22 protein-coding genes and 1 pseudogene are annotated in these 17372 nt (G+C 72.4%); 11 read left to right on the plus strand and 12 right to left on the minus strand.

Annotated elements, in window-relative coordinates:
- Genes ACVW07_RS10720 through ACVW07_RS10730 form a run of 3 tightly spaced genes read left to right on the plus strand, consistent with a single transcriptional unit; the run spans position 1 to position 2166 of the window.
- A complete protein-coding gene (locus ACVW07_RS10720) occupies positions 1–552 on the plus strand; it encodes a histidine phosphatase family protein (RefSeq protein ID WP_456819235.1) in 552 nt (183 codons plus the stop codon).
- 22 nt (positions 553–574) lie between these two features.
- The gene (locus ACVW07_RS10725; RefSeq protein WP_456819236.1) at positions 575–1219 is read left to right on the plus strand and encodes an HAD family hydrolase; all 645 of its coding nucleotides are present in this window, start codon (positions 575–577) and stop codon (positions 1217–1219) included.
- On the plus strand, positions 1216–2166 hold the full coding sequence (locus tag ACVW07_RS10730) for a hypothetical protein (protein ID WP_456819237.1): 951 nt from the start codon (positions 1216–1218) through the stop codon (positions 2164–2166). Before ACVW07_RS10725 ends, ACVW07_RS10730 begins: the two co-directional genes overlap by 4 nt.
- On the opposite strand, the gene ACVW07_RS10735 is transcribed toward ACVW07_RS10730, so the two are convergent.
- The 3 genes from ACVW07_RS10735 to ACVW07_RS10745 all read right to left on the minus strand — a co-directional run bounded on the left by ACVW07_RS10735 (position 2138) and on the right by ACVW07_RS10745 (position 4288).
- Positions 2138–2923, minus strand: coding sequence for a class I SAM-dependent methyltransferase (locus tag ACVW07_RS10735; RefSeq protein WP_456819238.1), 786 nt, complete (start codon positions 2921–2923; stop codon positions 2138–2140). The genes ACVW07_RS10730 and ACVW07_RS10735 overlap by 29 nt on opposite strands.
- Positions 2924–2933: 10 nt before the next feature.
- On the minus strand, positions 2934–3611 hold the full coding sequence (locus ACVW07_RS10740; protein ID WP_456819239.1) for a Type 1 glutamine amidotransferase-like domain-containing protein: 678 nt from the start codon (positions 3609–3611) through the stop codon (positions 2934–2936).
- A gap of 65 nt (positions 3612–3676) precedes the next feature.
- A complete protein-coding gene (locus ACVW07_RS10745) occupies positions 3677–4288 on the minus strand; it encodes a TetR-like C-terminal domain-containing protein (RefSeq protein WP_456819240.1) in 612 nt (203 codons plus the stop codon).
- 68 nt (positions 4289–4356) lie between these two features.
- On the opposite strand from ACVW07_RS10745, the gene ACVW07_RS10750 reads away from it, so the two are divergent.
- The 4 genes and pseudogenes from ACVW07_RS10750 (at position 4357) to ACVW07_RS10765 (ending at position 7870) form a co-directional block, all read left to right on the plus strand.
- Entirely contained in the window at positions 4357–5778 is a 1422-nt protein-coding gene (locus ACVW07_RS10750; protein ID WP_456819241.1) for an MDR family MFS transporter, read from the plus strand.
- A gap of 199 nt (positions 5779–5977) precedes the next feature.
- Positions 5978–6667, plus strand: coding sequence for a TetR/AcrR family transcriptional regulator (locus tag ACVW07_RS10755; RefSeq protein ID WP_456819242.1), 690 nt, complete (start codon positions 5978–5980; stop codon positions 6665–6667).
- A 35-nt stretch (positions 6668–6702) separates the two neighbouring features.
- Positions 6703–7158, plus strand: a pseudogene (locus ACVW07_RS10760) (FAD-dependent oxidoreductase); the annotation flags it as partial.
- A gap of 553 nt (positions 7159–7711) precedes the next feature.
- Positions 7712–7870 carry a hypothetical protein gene (locus ACVW07_RS10765; protein WP_456821135.1) on the plus strand — a complete coding sequence of 53 codons (159 nt, stop codon included), beginning with the start codon at positions 7712–7714 and terminating at the stop codon, positions 7868–7870.
- Positions 7871–8171: 301 nt separating this feature from the next.
- Here the strand turns inward: ACVW07_RS10765 and ACVW07_RS10770 are convergent, their stop codons facing one another.
- The 4 genes from ACVW07_RS10770 to ACVW07_RS10785 form a co-directional block, all read right to left on the minus strand.
- Complete coding sequence (locus tag ACVW07_RS10770) at positions 8172–8489, minus strand: hypothetical protein (RefSeq protein ID WP_456819243.1); 318 nt, start codon at positions 8487–8489, stop codon at positions 8172–8174.
- 157 nt (positions 8490–8646) lie between these two features.
- Complete coding sequence (locus ACVW07_RS10775; RefSeq protein ID WP_456819244.1) at positions 8647–9084, minus strand: hypothetical protein; 438 nt, start codon at positions 9082–9084, stop codon at positions 8647–8649.
- 212 nt (positions 9085–9296) lie between these two features.
- Positions 9297–10181 carry a hypothetical protein gene (locus tag ACVW07_RS10780; protein WP_456819245.1) on the minus strand — a complete coding sequence of 295 codons (885 nt, stop codon included), beginning with the start codon at positions 10179–10181 and terminating at the stop codon, positions 9297–9299.
- Between the two features lie 104 nt (positions 10182–10285).
- On the minus strand, positions 10286–11356 hold the full coding sequence (locus ACVW07_RS10785) for an RDD family protein (RefSeq protein ID WP_456819246.1): 1071 nt from the start codon (positions 11354–11356) through the stop codon (positions 10286–10288).
- Between the two features lie 89 nt (positions 11357–11445).
- On the opposite strand from ACVW07_RS10785, the gene ACVW07_RS10790 reads away from it, so the two are divergent.
- A complete protein-coding gene (locus ACVW07_RS10790; protein WP_456819247.1) occupies positions 11446–11913 on the plus strand; it encodes a hypothetical protein in 468 nt (155 codons plus the stop codon).
- A gap of 330 nt (positions 11914–12243) precedes the next feature.
- Positions 12244–13464: a GAF domain-containing protein gene (locus ACVW07_RS10795; protein ID WP_456819248.1), complete on the plus strand. Its 1221-nt coding sequence runs from the start codon at positions 12244–12246 to the stop codon at positions 13462–13464.
- Positions 13465–13490: 26 nt separating this feature from the next.
- On the opposite strand, the gene ACVW07_RS10800 is transcribed toward ACVW07_RS10795, so the two are convergent.
- Entirely contained in the window at positions 13491–13889 is a 399-nt protein-coding gene (locus tag ACVW07_RS10800; RefSeq protein ID WP_456819249.1) for a (R)-mandelonitrile lyase, read from the minus strand.
- Positions 13890–13989: 100 nt separating this feature from the next.
- On the opposite strand from ACVW07_RS10800, the gene ACVW07_RS10805 reads away from it, so the two are divergent.
- The gene (locus ACVW07_RS10805; RefSeq protein WP_456819250.1) at positions 13990–14124 is read left to right on the plus strand and encodes a hypothetical protein; all 135 of its coding nucleotides are present in this window, start codon (positions 13990–13992) and stop codon (positions 14122–14124) included.
- Here ACVW07_RS10805 and ACVW07_RS10810 read toward each other — a convergent pair.
- Complete coding sequence (locus ACVW07_RS10810) at positions 14093–14590, minus strand: DUF427 domain-containing protein (RefSeq protein WP_456819251.1); 498 nt, start codon at positions 14588–14590, stop codon at positions 14093–14095. The genes ACVW07_RS10805 and ACVW07_RS10810 overlap by 32 nt on opposite strands.
- A gap of 114 nt (positions 14591–14704) precedes the next feature.
- On the opposite strand from ACVW07_RS10810, the gene ACVW07_RS10815 reads away from it, so the two are divergent.
- On the plus strand, positions 14705–15169 hold the full coding sequence (locus ACVW07_RS10815; RefSeq protein WP_456819252.1) for a hypothetical protein: 465 nt from the start codon (positions 14705–14707) through the stop codon (positions 15167–15169).
- Between the two features lie 69 nt (positions 15170–15238).
- On the opposite strand, the gene ACVW07_RS10820 is transcribed toward ACVW07_RS10815, so the two are convergent.
- The 3 genes from ACVW07_RS10820 to ACVW07_RS10830 all read right to left on the minus strand — a co-directional run bounded on the left by ACVW07_RS10820 (position 15239) and on the right by ACVW07_RS10830 (position 17371).
- Complete coding sequence (locus ACVW07_RS10820; RefSeq protein ID WP_456819253.1) at positions 15239–15478, minus strand: hypothetical protein; 240 nt, start codon at positions 15476–15478, stop codon at positions 15239–15241.
- A gap of 226 nt (positions 15479–15704) precedes the next feature.
- Positions 15705–16211, minus strand: coding sequence for a flavin reductase family protein (locus ACVW07_RS10825; protein WP_456819254.1), 507 nt, complete (start codon positions 16209–16211; stop codon positions 15705–15707).
- Positions 16208–17371, minus strand: coding sequence for an LLM class flavin-dependent oxidoreductase (locus tag ACVW07_RS10830; RefSeq protein ID WP_456819255.1), 1164 nt, complete (start codon positions 17369–17371; stop codon positions 16208–16210). The genes ACVW07_RS10825 and ACVW07_RS10830 overlap by 4 nt, the downstream gene beginning before the upstream one ends.
- Position 17372: the final 1 nt, after the last annotated feature.

The following is a 17372-nucleotide window of genomic DNA, read 5'->3' on the forward strand; positions in this document are numbered from 1 at the left end:
GTGCTGACCGTCTACACCGTCCACCACCTTCGTGCCGCCAGGAGACGTGTCATCCTCGGGACGTCGGACGACCCGGTGGATCCGGAGCTCCGCCCGGAGTTCAAGCGGCAGACCCGGGACCTGGTCCGCGTGGTGGACGGCCTGGTCAGGTCGAGCGGCACGTCGGCGGCCGCCTACACGTCCTCCATCCGACGCCAGAAGGAGACGTGCGAGACGCTGTTCGCCGGCACGTCGATCCCGATCATGGTCGACGAGCGACTTCGGCAGATCGACAACGGCCCGCAGTACACGGGGATGAGCTTCGAGCTCGGCAAGCAGGACTATCTCGAGTACATCGACACGCCGTTCCCCCAGGGGGAGTCGTTCCGGGACTTCGCCGGACGGGTCAGGGACTTCCTCGACGAGCTGGCCGAGCAGCATCGGGAGCACACCGTCCTGACCGTCGGGTGGCGACTGAGCCCCGCGATCCTCGCGCACGTCTGTCGTGGCATGAGCCTCGAGGCGGCGATCGTGGACAACGAGAACATCAGCGGGCCGTTCACCTACGGGTGACGGAGCGGGGAGACGAGCGGGCGTGAAGAAGTACATCCTCTTCGACCACGACGGTGTGCTCGTGGACACCGAGCACTGGTACTTCCTGGCCGGTGAACGGGCCCTGGCCGACGTGGGGGTGGTGCTGGACAAGCAGCAGTACCTGAGCGACATGAGCCAGGGGCTGGGCACGTGGGTCCAGGCGAGGGCGGCGGGGCTCGACGAGCAGACGATCGACGGGCTCCGCCGGGCGCGCAACGACTACTACCAGGACTACCTGCGGACGCAGACCATCGAGATCGACGGCGTCGTCGAGGTGCTCGCCGAGCTGTCCCAGCATGCCCGGCTGGCCGTCGTGACGACCTCGAAGCGTGCGGACTTCGACCTCATCCACGAGAAGCGGCAGATCCGTGGGTTCATGGACTTCGTGCTCGTGCGGGAGGACTACGCCCGCGCCAAGCCGGACCCTGAGCCGTACCTCGTCGGCCTGGCCCGCTTCGGCGCCGACCGGTCCGAGACGTTGGTCGTCGAGGACTCGGCCCGCGGGCTGCGGTCCGCGGTCGCGGCCGGCATCGACTGCGCGGTCGTGGACAACCACTTCACTCGTGCCGGGGACTTCTCAGGGGCGCGGTACCGGATCGAGACGCTGAGCGAGCTCGTCGACATCGTCCGGGGAACCGGCTCGTGAACGTCGGCGAGCTCGGGCACGTCGTGTGGTGCGACCTGGAGGTGGCCGTCCTGAAGATCCACTCCTCGTCGCCGTGGGACACCAAGATGGTCAACGTCACGAGCGAGCCCGACGTCTCCGGCCCGATCGTGAACGTCTACCTCTGCGACGAGGACGACGAGGTGTTCGAGGGTCCCGGCACCTACCGCGAGAACGTGGTCCGCCGTGGGCTGTACCGGGGCCACCACGTGGGACCGTCCGCGCGGCTGAAGCACCTCGACCACAGGAACATCGCGCTGTCCCACCCGGACCCCGGGGTGATCATCTGGAGCCTGATCGTCAAGCACGTCCTCACCGTCTGCGCGATGGAGGCGGGTCTGCTGCACCTCAAGGGCGCGGCCGTGGCCCACGAGGGGAAGGCCTACCTGCTCCTGGGGCGGGGCGGGGGCGGGAAGACGGAGATGGCCAGGGTCCTGTGTGCCCACGGCGCGCGTCTCATGGCGAACACGCACCTGCTCGTCAACGGGACCACCGTCTGCGGCGTCTCGTCCAACGTCCGCGTCCGCGACGGTGGGCGCGACGTCTACGTGCCGCCCGACCGCAGCAGCGGCCTCGACCCGTACAGCGGATGGCTGCCCATCGGCGCGGTCCTCTGGGTGAAGTACCGGACGGACGGGCAGGCGGTCGTCGAGACCATGCCTGCGCACGTCGCCAAGGCGAACCTGCGGTACTTCTCGGAGTCCATCAGCAACTGGGAGCTCAAGGAGGACGTCGCGGACCAGTTCCGCTCGGACCCCTTCGCGCTCGCCGGGCGCGTCAACCGGATCGACGAGCTGCTGGACGAGTTCTGCCGGACCAACGACATCTACTACGCGAACGTCGACGCCTTCTCTCCCGCGGGTGTCGAGAAGCTGGTCTCGGTGATGGGCGGACGTCCGGCTACCGGCCGGGAAGAGGTCGGAGCGTGAACATCAGGATGCCCAGGTGCTTGTCCATCCACTCCTGCTTGTGCGGGTAGCGCCGTCGGGCGTCCTCGGAGAGCTGAGGCTCGACCGCGCTCTCGATCCAGAGTCCGGCCGCGCTGAACATGTTGATCACGTCGGAGACCGTGTAGCTGCGCTTCGTGAGCGCGATCTGGTCGTTCCAGTCGCTGTGGTAGTAGGTGAAGGGGACGGTGGAGAAGTACTCCTCACCGAGGGTGGTGCCCTGCTGCTCCGACCGTTCGACGGCGTACCGGATCGGGTGCGTCCGGGTCACCAGGAGGAAGCCGTCGTCGGCCAGCATGGTGCGCGCCGCCCGCAACGTGCGGACCGGGTCCTGCGCGTACCCGATGGACTGGAGGAACAGGATCCGGTCGAACGTCCGGCCGGCGAGGCCAGGCACCGAGTCCAGGTGGGACAGGTCCCCCTGGACGAGCTCCAGGCCCGGCGGCGGGTCGGACAGGAAGTGGCCGCTGACGTCGACGCCCACGCAGCCGGCCGCGCCGTCACGCACCAGCTCGGCGAGCTTGGCACCGCTGCCGCACCCGACGTCGAGCACCGACCGCCCGCTGACGTCACCCAGGAGCTCGCGCTGCGCCGGCCACTCCACCAGCCGGTCGAGCGAGTCCTCCCGCCCCCGGGCCTTCTCGTAGTCCTGGGCGAGGGTGAGCCATGGCCGGCTCGCGTCCCCACCGCCGGGCCCCGGGTCGCTCGTCGTCCTGTCAGGGTCGTCGGTAGGCGTCACAGCGCAGAACCTACCGGGACGGCACGCCCGGCCCGAACTGCTTCCACTGCCCCTCGGAGACCACCTCGACGGCGCCGTCGACGACCGTGATCGCCGTCTCCTCGTCGATCACGTAGGCCGGGCCGCCGATGTCGGCAGCCCATCGCTCGGCGTGCTCCATCGTGTTCGTCGGGAAGGCGTCCAGGTGCGGGAAGATCGAGAAGTCGACGACCCCCAGGGTGCGGTCGTCGGGCGCCGACGCCCACTCGACGAAGTGCGCACCGATCCGTGGCGTCATCACCATGCTCCCGGCGCTGACGCCCACCCACACCGTGTCCGGCAGCGTCGGCAGCAGGTCGGCGAGCCCGGACTCCCGCATCCAGTGGGCCAGGTACGTGGCGTCGCCACCGTCGACGAGCAGCACGTCGGCCTCCCGCACCCACGGCACCCAGCGCTCGGCGCCGACGGTGGGCAACGCGGTGAGCTCGAGGACGCCGAGCGATGCCCAGCCGAGGCCGGAGAAGTACTGGAAGTCGGGCTCGGCGGCCACCAGGGCGCGCACCGACGCCGGTCCGCACCAGGGGTGGCCCCACTGCGCGGTGGGCACGACCAGCGCGTGGCACTCGGCGACCGGCTTGCCGAGGAGGCGCACGAGCGCCGCGTGGATGCTGGGGTTCCTGACGCCCCCTGACGTGAGCAAGAGCTTCATGGCTGCCATGGTGCGCCTCCGACCAGGCCCTCTGCGACCAGGTGGCTCCGCCTCAGCCTGAGTCGTCAGCCGGCAGGTCCCCCCGTGGCACCGAGCAGCGGGAGGTAGATGTCGTCGACGATCTCGTCGATGACGCCGTCGGGAACAGGTCCGAGCCGCATGAGGGCCTCGTGCCGGAGCAGGTCGAACGCGAGGGTCCGCGTCCGCGGCGTGAGCCGGTCGGCGCGCACCTCTCCCCGTGCGATCGCACGGTCCACGATCGTGTCCACCGACGACGGGCGCCCTCCGATGATCGAGTCGCGCAGCTCGGCCGGCGTGCTGCCGGTCTCCAGGAAGTAGTCGCCCAGGTACGACGTGATCAGCGCCGTGACCGCGATGCGCTTCTCGTTCGCCTCCCGCAGCAGCGCCACCGTGTCGTCGCGGAGGTTGCCCGTGTCGGGCACCTCGATCACGTGGCGCACCAGCTCGTGCGCGACGGCGGCCCGGACCAGCTCCGGTTTGGTGGCCCATCGTCGGGCGAGCACCGGACGGCTCGTCGCGGCCCGCTGGGCGACGGAGTCGAAGGTCAGCGCCCCGTACCCGCGTTCCACGAGCTCCTGCCAGGCGGCACCGAGCAGCGCCTCCTCGAGCGCCGCGCCGCGCCGTCGGGATGCGGTCGAGCCCTCATCAAGATGCATTTGCGCATCTTATCAAGCCCAGGGTACGGTCCAAATAAGAGACAACAGCGCATCTTATTGGAGCCGCCATGACCCAGGACACCGCCCCGGCCCGCCGCGCCGAGACCGGGATCGACCCCCAGCTCAAACGGCTCGCGACCGCGCTGATCGTCGGCGGGATCACGGTCGTCCTCGACACGACGATCGTGAGCGTCGGCCTCCACGAGCTCGGTACCTCGCTGCACGCACCGGTGTCGACGGTCCAGTGGGTCAGCACCGCCTACCTGCTCGCGATGTTCGTGACGATCCCGATGACGGGCTGGGCGCAGAGCCGTCTCGGCAGCAAGCGCCTGTGGATCGTCGCGCTGAGCACGTTCCTGCTCGGGTCGACCCTGTGCGCGACCGCGTGGAGCGCCCCCAGCCTGATCGCCTTCCGTGCCGTCCAGGGGCTCGGAGGCGGTGTGCTCATGCCGCTGATGACCACGATCCTCATGCAGGCGGCGCGCGGTCGGAACATGGGACGCCTGATGGCCACGGTCAGCCTGCCCGCCGCGCTCGGACCGATCCTCGGCCCGGTGCTCGGAGGCCTCATCCTGCACGTCCTCTCGTGGCAGTGGCTGTTCCTGGTCAACGTTCCTCTGGGAGTCGTCGGGCTCGTCCTCGCCGTGGGGCTCATCCCGTCCGACGAGCCAGGTCGGCGGGTGCCCCTCGACATCGTCGGCCTCCTGCTCGCCGCTCCCGGCATGGTGGGCGTCGTCTACGGCCTGAGTCAGGTGGGCGCGGTCGGCGGGTTCGGGCACGCGCGCGTCCTCGGACCGCTGCTCGTCGGGCTCGCTCTCCTGGCCGGCTTCGCCCGGTGGGCGGTGCGGCGCGGGGCGCAGGCCCTCATCGACCTCGGACTGCTGCGGCACCGCGCCTTGACCATGTCGACGACGCTGCTGTTCCTGACCGGTCTCGCCCTCTACGGCGCGATGCTCCTGCTCCCCCTGTACTGGCAGCAGGTACGCGGGGAGGACGCGCTGGGCGCCGGGCTGCTGCTCGTCCCGCAGGGCGTCGGAGCTCTCGCGTCCCGCACGGTGGCCGGGCGCCTGACCGACTCGATCGGCGGCCGCTGGGTCGCGGTCGCCGGCTTCGCGGTCCTGACGATCGCCACCGTCCCGTTCGCGCTGTCGACCGAGAGGACCAGCACCTGGTGGCTCATGGCGACGCTGCTGGTCCGCGGCTTCGGTCTCGGCGCCGTGCTCATCCCCCTCATGACGGGCGCCTTCCTCGGCCTCCGGCGTGAGGAGGTGCCCCATGCGAGCATCATCACGCGCGTGGCCCAGCAGCTCGGCGGGTCGTTCGGCACCGCGGTCCTCGCGGTGATCCTGGTGAGCTCGGTGGCCGGGTCCACCGACAGGCACGACCTCGCCGGCGCGTTCGACCTCGCGTTCTGGTGGGCCACCGGGTTCACGGCTCTGGCCGCCGCCCTGTCGTTCCTGCTCCCCGGCCGGCGGCCGCCGCAGCCATGACCGGGGTCGACGCTCGTCCGGTGCCCCGGACGGCGCGCTCGGCGCTGCGACCATGCAGGCCCGCTCGAGGTGCGCGCACGGCATCGAGGTCCACACCGACGCGGCCCGGTCTCCGGGTACGGGTTCACGCTTCCGGGCGTGGAGAACCGACCACCGCCGAACATGTTCGTTACGAACATGTTCGTGTAGGGTGGCGCGCATGCCGACCACGAACACCAGAGGGAGCCGCCGCGACCGGCCCGCGAAGCCCGCGCTCTCGCGGCAGTGGATCGTCGCGGAGACCATCCGGATCATGCGCACCGAGGGGCTGGAGAAGGCCACGATGCGCCGCGTCGCGCAGGCGCTCGACACCGGGCCCGCATCGCTCTACGTCTACGTCGCCAACACCGTCGAGCTCCACGCGGCAGTCCTCGACGAGCTGATCGCGTCGATCGAGCCGGAACCAGGCGACTGGTCGGCCCGCCTGGAGTCGGTGCTCGACCAGTACTCCGAGGTGCTCTTCGCCTACCCGGGCCTGGCCCGTTCGGCCCTCGTCCTGCGACCGGTCGGTCCGAACGCCGTGCGCCTCTACGACCAGGTCCTGGGTCTGCTGCTGGAGGGCGGCATCGCCCCCCAGCGAGCGGCCTGGGGCCTGGACCTGCTGCTGCTGCACGTGACCGCGCACGCCGCCGAGCACAGCGCCCCGGCGGGGAGCGACATCTACGCGTCAGCCGACCAGGGGTCCCAGCTGGACACGCTCAGCCGCACCCTGCGTGGTGCGGACGCGGTGGGAACCCCGCACGTGGCCGCACACGTCGACGCACTGCTGTCCGGCACGCCGGCGCTACGCCAGGCGTGGGCGATCCGCGCCCTGGTCCACGGCATCGCCGCTACGCCGACCGACTCCTGACCCCACCGCCCGCGTCACCAGCGAGGAGCACACCCATGAGCACGCACCACCCGATCGCGATCATCGGCGCCGGACTGGGCGGCCTGACCGCCGCCCGCGTCCTGCACGCCCACGGCGTCGCCGCCACCGTCTTCGAGCTGGAGCCGAGCCGTCACGCGCGCGTCCAGGGCGGGATGCTCGACATCCACGAGCACAACGGCCAGAAGGCCGTCCGTGCGGCCGGCCTGTGGGAGCCCTTCGTCGCCCTCGTGCACCCGGGCGGCGAGGCGCTGCGCATCCTCGACCACACCGGCACCGTCCTGCGTGAGGAGGAGGACGACGGGCGGCTCACCCGCCCGGAGGTCGACCGCGGCCGGCTGCGGGACCTCCTGATCGACTCCTTGCCCGCCGACACGATCCGCTGGGGCTCCAAGGTCACCTCCGTCGGCCCGGTGGACGGCGTGCCGGGGCGGCACGAGGTGCGGTTCGCCGACGGCGGGACGATCACCACCGACCTGCTCATCGGTGCCGACGGCGCCTGGTCGAAGGTGCGCCGCCTGGTGTCGGACGCCTCGCCGACCTACACCGGCATCTCGTTCATCGAGGGCGACCTGCACGACGCCGACACCCGGCACCCGGTCGAGGCCCAGGTGGTGGGCGGCGGCATGCTCATGGCGTTCCAGGGCGGCACCGGCATCCTCGCGCACAAGGAGAGCGACGGAAGCCTGCACCTCTACCTGGGCGTGCGCGTCCCCGAGGACTTCGTCGACACCGTCGACTTCACGGACGCGGCCCGCCGCGAGGGCGAGCGTCCTGGCGCTGCTCGACGGCTGGTCCGAGGAGCTGCGCGGCCTGGTCGCCCACGCCGACGGCCCGCTGCAGCCTCGGCGGATCCACGCGCTGCCCGTCGGGTACTCGTGGCAGCGCGTCCCCGGCGTGACCCTGCTGGGCGACGCCGCGCACGTGATGTCGCCGTTCGCGGGCGAGGGGGCGAACCTCGCGATGTACGACGGTGCCCTTCTCGCGCTGGCCGTCGTCGAGCACCCGGGCGACGTGGAGGCCGCGGTGGCGGCCTACGAGACCGCGCTCTTCCCGCGTTCGGCCGATGCCGCCGGTGAGTCGGCGGGCAACCTGGACCTGATGTTCAGCGAGGACTCGCCGCGCGCCCTGGTGGAGATGTTCGAGGGCTTCGACGCCGAGGCGGCCGAGCCCGCGCGGCAGTGACGCCACAACAGTGTTCCCGTGGTCCTCGGGATCTCCTCGGCGAGCCCGCGGCCGTCCGTCATGGACGGGTCCTCCGGCGGGACGAGTTCGGGGAGGGCACCCACGCCCTTCGCGGACAGGTCGAGCAGTCGCTCGACGTCTCCGCGGTGATCCTGACGAGCCTCCTCATGCTGGGAGCTCCGGAGTCACGCGCGAAGGCTCTGGCCGAGCGGTCGGGTCGGGACTGAGCGCAGCACCTGGGCCCCGACGGAGGCGCCCTGCTGCTCCGCGATGGGCATGGGGCTCCCCGGACGGCCTGTCCTCAGGACGCCCCGACGCGGTCGATCGTGGTCTTCTCGATCAGCTCGGCGACGACCTCGGCCGGAACGTCCTGGGCGGCCTTCGCCTCCGCATCCGCCTGCTGGGCGACCTCGACGCGCGCGGCCTGCCACGCGGACCAGTGTCCCGACACCAGCGCCCACAACGACAACGCGGAGACGTACACGACCGAGTCGAGCCATCCGGCGGCGAGAGAGATCGGGATCATGATCAGCCAGAAGACGGCCAACCAGCCGTTCACCCGTCTCATGAACACCGGGTCGCCCTGCACCATCGCCCACAGCGACTTCATCACGGTCACGTTGCTCCCTCCGAACAAGTCGGAGCGTTTCTATTGCCTGTCGCCGACCTCGGCAACCGCAACGGCCGCCCGTCACCCGGTGGCATGCACCCTGCGCCCTACCTGCGGGAGAGGGACGTGCGGTTCCGTGGACGTCCGGGTGCGGAAGGCGCCGGCCTCAGGCGCGCGGTGCGTACGGGCCCGGGTAGGCGGGAGGCGTCGACGGCCGGCCGTGCCCGGTCACGTCGTAGGCGCCCTGCGGCTGGGCGGCAGGGAAGCGGTGTCGGCGGACCTGGCTCAGGACGATGACGTTGGCGATGTGGAAGACGCCGAGCAGCAGCGCCACCGCCCCGAGCTTCGAGGCCAGGGCCTCGATGGCCTGCTGGGCGGAGTCGACCGGCTGGCCCACGCGGAGCATGAGCGCGACGAACCCGAGGTTCACGAGGTAGAACCCGACGACCAGGAGCTGGTTGGTCGCCGCGGCGACCTTGGCCTCACCGTGGAAGACGTCGACGAGGAAGATCTCTCCGTTCCGCGTGAGCGTCCGGGCGACCCAGATGGTCAGCGCGACGCTGACCACGATGTAGACGAGGTAGGTGATGACGGTGGCGTTCATCGGATCGCTCCTGACGAGGGACGTCAGCCGAGTGGTCGTCGGCCAGTTGAACGTGTTCAACACCAGGAACGCTAGCCCAGCAGTTGAACATGTTCAAAGTGACGCTGATCACGACTGGGCCGATGGCTGGTCTGCCCGCCGGGCGACGACGGCCTCCGCTGCCAGAACCCGCTCGGCGTCCGTCCGTACCGCGTCGGGCGGCCTACCCCGGGCTAGCCGACGCCGACGCCGCAGCCGAACCCGCCGCGCCACGACCAGCCACAGCCGGCGTTGAGCGGAGAGTCCGTGTCGGTGTCGCCGCGAGGCGGATCGACGGACGTGCCACCGCCGGTCGAACCGGCCGGTGGTGGCTCCGGGGGCGCCTCCGTCCGCGTGAGGTGCTGCCCACGGACGGCCTCCGACCAGTCCTCGCACCACGCGGGACGCTCCGCCTCGACCGGGGCCCAGGCGGCCCGGACCGCGGCGTTCGTCGCATCGGCCTGGTCTGCCGGCAGGAACTTCGTGACGACCTGGATGTGGACGACCGCCTCGGTCATGGCCTTGTCCCACACGCGGCAGGCATGCTTGAGGCCGGTCTCGACCTGCCAGCCGTCGGCGCACCCCTCCGGGCGGGCGTCGGCCGTCTCGGCCACGACGGTCCGCACGGCGATGACGTCGTCGACGCCGACCGTCGTGAGCGACTCGGCACGCTGCGAGACGGGCACGGCCTCGTACATCGCTGTCGTCCACGTCCGGCAGAGCCGCTCGTGGGCCTGCTCGACCACGGCGTCGTCCCACGAGTCGGCGCAGTCGTCCGGCCGTGCGGCGACGCCTGCCGCGAGCGCGAGGCTCTGCTGTCGGATGCCGTCGGCGGTCACGTCGTCGGGCGACCAGGGGGGCACGGCCGTGGCGAGGCCGAGCCGCCAGTCGCTGCAGACCGCCTGGGGGTCGACCGCCGCGGGGGCCGTGGCCTCGATCCGCGGCACCGAGGAGCCGGCCACGTCTGCGGACGGTGCACAGCCCACGAGCGCGAGCCCCAGCCCGAGCCCGCACAGGACGAGCCCGACCGCCCGGGGTGCGCGGGGGTGCGCCGAGGACGTGCGAGGCCACCTGTGCATACCCCCCCATTCGGCCGGATTCCTTCGTGCCTGAGCAGTCCGCCCGTACTGACCCCCCGCCCCGCCGGCCCCCTCTCCTGCGCCGACCGGCGGCGGGACGCAGGTCAGAGGTCGGCCCGGTCCACGTCGGCGGCGTCCCAGTCGGCGGCGTCGATGGTGCACGCCCCGACCACGACCCCGTCCGCGACCAGCCGTGTCTGCGCCGTCCACGCCGGGCCGGCCTCCGTCAGGTCCGCTGCCGGGATGATGGCGTCGTCGAGGGACACCGGGCTGGTCCAGCCGGTCACGACGGCGTCCTGGGTCTCGGCGATCGTCGTCCCGTCGGCGCGCCGGATCTCGGTCTCGAACCGCAGGTCGGTCGGCTCGGCGTCGACCGCCTGCCAGAGCCATCGCACCCGCAGGCCCGTGTCCACGGCCTCGTCCGTCGTGCGCCGCACCCACCACCGCCGCTCGCCCAGGCTGCCGCCGGCTCGGGCGGCGTCGGCCGTGGCGCTCTCGCCGGCCACCGTGCCGTCGTCGACGCACGGGACGGCGGACTCCCAGGAGCCGCCCCACGAGGTCTGCGTCGTCGAGAACCCGATGCCCAGCACACAGACCGCGACGGCCGCGACGCTCAGCACGGTCGACCTCAGGGCCGACGGGGCCCGTCGGAGACCGGCGAACCACGGGTGCGGGGCGGGCTCACGGGTGGTGACCACGATCGTCCCGACGATCGAGTCGGCGAAGGTCTGCCGCTTCGCTTGCCACAGCGGGCGCAGGTAGCCGACCAGGAGGACGGCGTCGACCAGGTGGGCCACCCACCGCACGACCGACACCAGGAAGCCCGCCGGTCGCAGGTCCGAGGCGCGCAGGACGGCGACCCCGGCCACGCGTCGGCCCGGTGTCGCCCCGGTCCAGCCCTGCAGCAGGAGCAGGCCGACCACAAGTGCGACCAGCCAGGGGCTCGCGAGCCACGACGTCGGGTCGTGCACCTGACCGTCGGGCCGCCCCTGGTCGAGGGGAACGTGCGGCGTCAGCGACGGCGCGACGGCGCCGGCCCCGAGGACCAGCCACGTCGCGCCCGAGAGGATCGCGCCGTCCAGCAGCGCGGCGACCACGCGCCGGCCCCATGCCGCCGGCACCGGGCCGCCGACCGGATCGGCGACGTCCGTCGGCAGCGTCGCGGTGTCCGTCACACCGTCGATGCTGGCAGAGCCGTCGCCCGCCCGTGCCCGATCCACGCCTCGAGTGCGGGCGCGCACGAGCCACCGTGTTGACTTGCCCCGTGGCCGACCTTCCAGCACGTCTCGTGACCGGCGGGGCGACGTTCTCACGCGTCGACTCGGACGAGGCGATCGCCTGCTGGGGGCTGGTCCTGGATGAGGGGCGTTCCGGTGACGTCCCTGCCGTCCATCTCGTGATGGACCCGGCGTCGGTACCGGAACCGGTGATCCTCGCGCTCGCCGGGACGGTCGTGTCCCGGTTCGCCGAGCTCGTTCAGCTCGCCGCCGGCTACCTGCGACAGCGGCTGCGTGAACCACGCTTCGGCCTGCGGGACTCCGAGCTCTCGGCGCTGGACGCGTCGGAGGCACCGTTCAGCGAGCCCGGGGCCGTGATCTGGGCGGACGGGACCTGGCTGCTGCGGTTCGCCGAGTCCAGCCTCGACCTGGCTGACCCCTACGGGATCGGTGTCCGCTTCGAGGGAGCGACGCCGGTCGCCGTCGAAGACCTGTCCGGCGCCGACCCGACCTGAGCGGACCGGACCCGGGACGTCCGAGCAGGCTCGTGCTCGCGGAGCGAGCTCAGCAGGCCCGGGAAGCGTCGTTCGATGTCACTCCACGGTCACCCGCCGGATCAAGGGCACCGTCGGGCGCCATGAGGCACAATCGCCAGGCCGCGGACCGCCAGGCCGTGGCGCCGCCCGCCGGCTGCGCGGCGCATCATGATCCGAGAGAGGTGCGTCATGTCCGTCGGAGCGAGCGGGACCTCCATGCCCCAGCAGGCGTCCCACCCGGGGCCGGAGGCGGACTCGCCCTCGGGAGCCGACCCTTCGGCTGGCGCAGGCTCCACACCCCTGGACGACATGCGCGACCTGTTCGGCGACTCGATGGCGATCTTCGCGTCGCTGGTCGGCCCCCATCACGTGGTCGAGGCCGCCAACCCGACCTTCTTCGCGGTCCTCGGCTGCCTCGCCCCGCGCCTGGGGGCACCCGTGGCCGAGCTGGTGGACCCGCAGTACGTGGCCAACCTGTCCGCGCTGCTCGACCAGGTGTACCTCACCGGTGAGGCGACGCTCGGGCGCGACGCCCCCGTCGTCCTCGGTCTCGGCGCGGACGCGCGACCCGCGTTCTTCGACTTCACGTGCGAGGCGCGCCGCGACACCGGCGGGCAGATCGTGGGCGTCGCGGTGGTCGGCGTCGAGACGACGCAGGTCAAGCACGCGCAGCACCTCATGGCCGAGCACCGCGCCCTGCTGGAGCAGATCGCCCGCCAGGCGCCGCTGGCCGACGTCCTGGACGGCATGGCCCGCTGCATCGAGGAGCTGGCACCCCACGACGTGCTCGTGTCGGTGCTCCTCGCGGACGACGACGGCTCCCACCTGCACCACGGCGCCGCGCCGAGCCTGCCCGACTTCTACAACGAGGCGATCGACGGCATCGCGACCGGTGAGGGCGTCGGCTCCTGCGGTACCGCGGCGTACCGGCGGGAGACCGTCATCGTGACGGACATCGCCACGGACCCGTTCTGGGCGGACTTCCGCGGGCTCGCCGAGCAGGCGGGCGTGGCGGCGTGCTGGTCCACGCCGATCCTGGCCCGCGACGGCCGGCTGCTCGGCACCTTCGCGATGTACCACCGCACGCCGCGCGTCCCGCAGGCGGCCGACCTCGCGCTCGCCCGCGTCTTCGCCGACACCGCGGCCCTTGCGCTCGACCGGCACCAGGTCGAGCAGGCGAAGGCCGCGGCAGAAGCCGAGGCGCGTGCCGCCCACGACGCCCTCGCCGCCGCGGTCGCCGCAGAGCAGCAGCTGCGGTCCGAGGCGGAGGCGCGCGCCACGGCGGCGGCCGAGCTCGCCGAGGCGATGCGGACCGCCGCGGCGACCCAGGCGGAAGCCCCGCATCCGCAGCACTGCCAGCTCGGCGGCCGGTCGGGGTGCACGACGGCCGCCGAGGTGAAGCTCGCGGACTCGTGGGGCGACTCGGCCTGGGGATGCCTGACGCACGTCGAGGAGGCGATGCTCAACGTGCGGTCGGTCTTCATCGCGAACGAGGAGTTCGGCGGCCTCGGCGCGTACGTCAACCGCTGACCTGCCGCGCGATCACGAGCAGGGGATCAGCGACGCCGGTAGTCGCCGTCGGTGACGTGCTCCAGCCAGGTGACGACCTGACCGTGCTCGTCCGCCTCCTGGATCGCGACGTGCGCCATGAACCGGTCGGCCGTGGCGCCGTGCCAGTGCTCTTCGCCCGGTTCGATGTACACGACGTCGCCCGGGCGGATCTCGCGGACCTCACCGCCTCGCGTGGCGACCCAGCCGACGCCGTCGGTCACGTACAGCGTCTGCCCCCTGGGGTGGCGGTGCCAGGCCGTGCGCGCACCGGGCGTGAACCGGACGTGCGCGCAGCCGACGGCGGACTGGTCGTCGGGATCGCGGATCGCGTCGAGGTAGACGGTCCCGGTGAACCAGTCCTCGGGTCCGGCAGCTGTCCTGCCGCCGCTCTGGGTGAGTCGCATGGCGGTCGTCCTCTCGTGCTCGGTCGTCGGTGATCCCGTTCCGCGCGGTCGTCGGCCGACGTGCTCGCCGCCGGATCCGTGCCGTTGCTAGCGTCGCCCCATGTCGCTGAGCGTGCAGGGGATCACGTTCGACACCGTGGACGCCCGGGCGCTCGGTGCCGGGTGGTCCGCACAGCTCGACGGGGAGCTGCACGACCCGATCGTCACCAGCCCGAGGTACCGGGACCGCCCTTGAACGGTCCGACGACGCCGGAGGTGATCCAGCCGCCGTAGAAGCCGCCGTCCTGCGCCCGGACGACCTCGCCGCCGACGGTGCAGCGGTCCATCGCGGCAGGCATCACGGCGACCGCACCGGCGAGCACCTCGTAGCCGGCCGCCGGCTCCGGGTACGTCCACCCTGCGCCGGGCGCCACGGCCGTCCCGCCGAGGATGTCGAGGTAGGCCGCCCGCCCCTTCCACTCGCACCAGGAGGCTCCGTCCGCCGGGCGCAGCGACCCGGCGACGAACGCCGAGCGCGGCAGGTAGTACGTCGGCGGGTGGCTCGTCTCGAGCACGCGCCACGCGGACGACGTCCGAGCGACCACCTCACCGCCGAGCTCGATCACCACCTCGGCGGTGCAGGGCTCGACGCGCGGCGGGCGGGGGTAGTCCCACACGGACTCCTGCCCGGGCGCGGGACGGACCGGCACGGGACTGGGCACGCTCCCGACGGTACGTCCGCCCTCTCCCTGGCGCAGCCCCGCCGGTGCTCGACGTGCAGGACCACGTCGTTCCTCGTCCGCGCGAGGTCGCACGTTCCGGGTGACGATGGGGCGATGACTGCAGCGCAGGACGGTCCGGACGAGGACCACACCGTCCCCGCGGGGATCTCCGACGAGCTGGTCGAGGCGGTCGGAGGGGTCACCGCCGCCTTCGAGGTGATCGAGCACGCCCGCGGGATGCTCTACGCGTTCCACCGGCTCGTCGGTCGGGCCGACAAGGAGCTCGCCGAGGCGCTCGACCAGCTCGAGTCCGCGGGCCGGCCCGACCTCGCCGAGGCGTTGCGGACCGACGTCGTCGGACGCAACGTGATCGACGGGCGCTGGACCTTCCAGCTCGTCGAGGAGTTCGACTCCGGGTACTACGCGACGTTCGCCGACGCCGAGCGGTCCGTCCGGGACGCGACGATGGGCGGGCGTCGGCACGTCTTCGAGGCCCAGCTCAAGGAGCGCGAACGGACGCGCGGACGCCCAGGGCACGAGGCACGCCCGGCGGCGCAGCACGGGGAGCAGCCGGAGTGACCGGCACGACGGTCGCCGTCGGAGGCGGTCCGTGCTGAACGCCGGTCCTCCGATCGCGACCCGGTCGGCTCAGTCGGTCGGCTCGACCACCGGCGGGTCCTCCGCGAGCTCGCCGGGCGTCGGCCCGTTGCCGTCGTCGCCACCCTCGGCGGGCTCGGTGGCCTCGGTGCCGGCTGCCGGGGACTCGCCTGAGCGGTGGGACCCGGCACCCGCCTCGAGCACCTCCGGGGTGACCTCCTGCTCCAGCGTCGGGTACCCGTAGCCGCCTTCCTGCGCCCGGGCGCCCGAGTCCTCGGATGTGTCGCTCATGATCGCCCTTCCTCCCGTGCCCGGGCCGCTGCGAACCAGGTCGATGCCATCGTCGGAGCACTCGCCGGGCTCCGCCACCGGGCGGCGGTGCTCCCGGGACGGACGGTCGACGAGGGCCACCCGCTGAGGCGCAGGGTGCTGTACCGGATCCGGGCGCGCGACGTGCTCCCGGGACAGACGGTCAGGTCGACGCCCGCCGCCCCGGTGGTGCGTCGCCCGCCCCCGGTCAGACCGCGGCCAGCCGGCCGAAGGCGCTGCGGTGGAAGACGAGCGGGGCGCTGGTGCCGGTGTGGGCGACGGCGTGCAGCTGGAGCAGCACGAGGATGTGGTCGCCCGCCTCGACCTCGCGGTAGATCGTGCAGTCGAACGTCGCCAGACCGTCGTCGACGAGCACCGCTCCCTCGGGCGTCACGGTGACGGCGACGTCGTCGAACCGCTGGTCGACCGGTCCGGCGAGCTGCCGGCACAGGGGGCCGTGGTGGTCGGCCAGGACCGTGAGGCCGAGGTGTCGCGCGCGGCGCAGGTCGGGCCACGTCTTGGAGGCGCTCGCCAGGTTGATCGAGACGAGGGGCGGGTCGAGGCTCACCGAGGTGAAGCTGCTGGCCGCCAGCCCGATCAGGTGGCCGTCCACCTCCGCGGCGACGGAGACGACGCCCGTCGGGAACACCCCGAACGCCTGCCGCAGCACGGCCTGGTCGAGGTCCTGGTTCGTGGGGAACGTCGCGGCCGTCATGAGGCGACCGCTGCGGGGCGGGCGACGCTGCCGAACGGGACGGCGGCACGCGACACCACCGGCGCGGGGTGCTCCCAGAGCCCACGGCGGGTCAGCTCCGGCAGGACCCCTTCGCCGAACCAGTACGACTCCTCCAGGTGCGGGTACCCCGACAGCACGAACTCGCTGATGCCGACCTCGTGGTACTGCTCGACCAGGTCCGCGATCTCGCCGTAGGAACCGACCATCGCCGTGCCGGCCCCGCCGCGGACCAGGCCGATCCCCGCCCACAGGCCGGGATGGATCTCCAGCCCGTCCTTGCTCCCCCCGTTGAGCTCGAGCATCCGCTGCTGGCCCACCGACGCGGAGCGGCGCAGGCCGTCCTGGATCCGCCGGACCTGGTCCTCGCTGATGTGCTCGAGCAGCCGGTCGGCCTCCGCCCAGGCGGCGGCCGAGGTCGGCCGCGCGATCGTGTGCAGGCGGATGCCGTAGGTGAGCGTGCGCCCGTGGGCGGCGGCGGCGCGCTCGACCCGGGCGATCTTCTCGGCGACCGCGGCCGGCGGCTCGCCCCACGTGAGGTACACGTCGGCGTGCTTGGCCGCGACCTCGATCCCGGCCGGGGAGGAGCCGCCGAAGTAGATCTGCGGCAGCGGGTCCGGAATCTGCGCCAGCGTGGCGTTCTCGGTGGAGAGGTACGTGCCGACGAAGTCGACCGTCTCACCGGTCCACAGCCGCCGGACGATCGTGAGGAACTCGTCCGCGCGGGCGTACCGGGCGTCCTTGTCGAGGAAGTCGCCGTACATCCGCTGCTCGTGGTCCTCACCGCCCGTGACGACGTTGAGCAGGAGCCGCCCGCCCGAGAGGTTCTGGAAGGTCCCCGCCATCTGCGCCGCGAGGAACGGGCTCACCGAGTCGGGCCGGAACGCCACGAGGAACTTCAGGCGTTCGCTCAGGGGGGCGAGCATGGCGGTCGTCACCCAGGCGTCCTGGCACCAGGCTCCCGTCGGCGTCAGCGCCGCGTCGAAGCCGAGCTGCTCGGCCGACCGCGCGATCTGGCCGAGGTACGGGACGCTCGCCGGCCGGCTCGCGACCTGCGCCTCGACACCGTGACCGCCGCCGACGACGGCACGGCCGTCACCACCGTTGGTGGGCAGGAACCAGTGGAACTTGAGCTTGCTCATC

It is taken from the genome of Cellulomonas sp. URHB0016 (assembly GCF_054057935.1).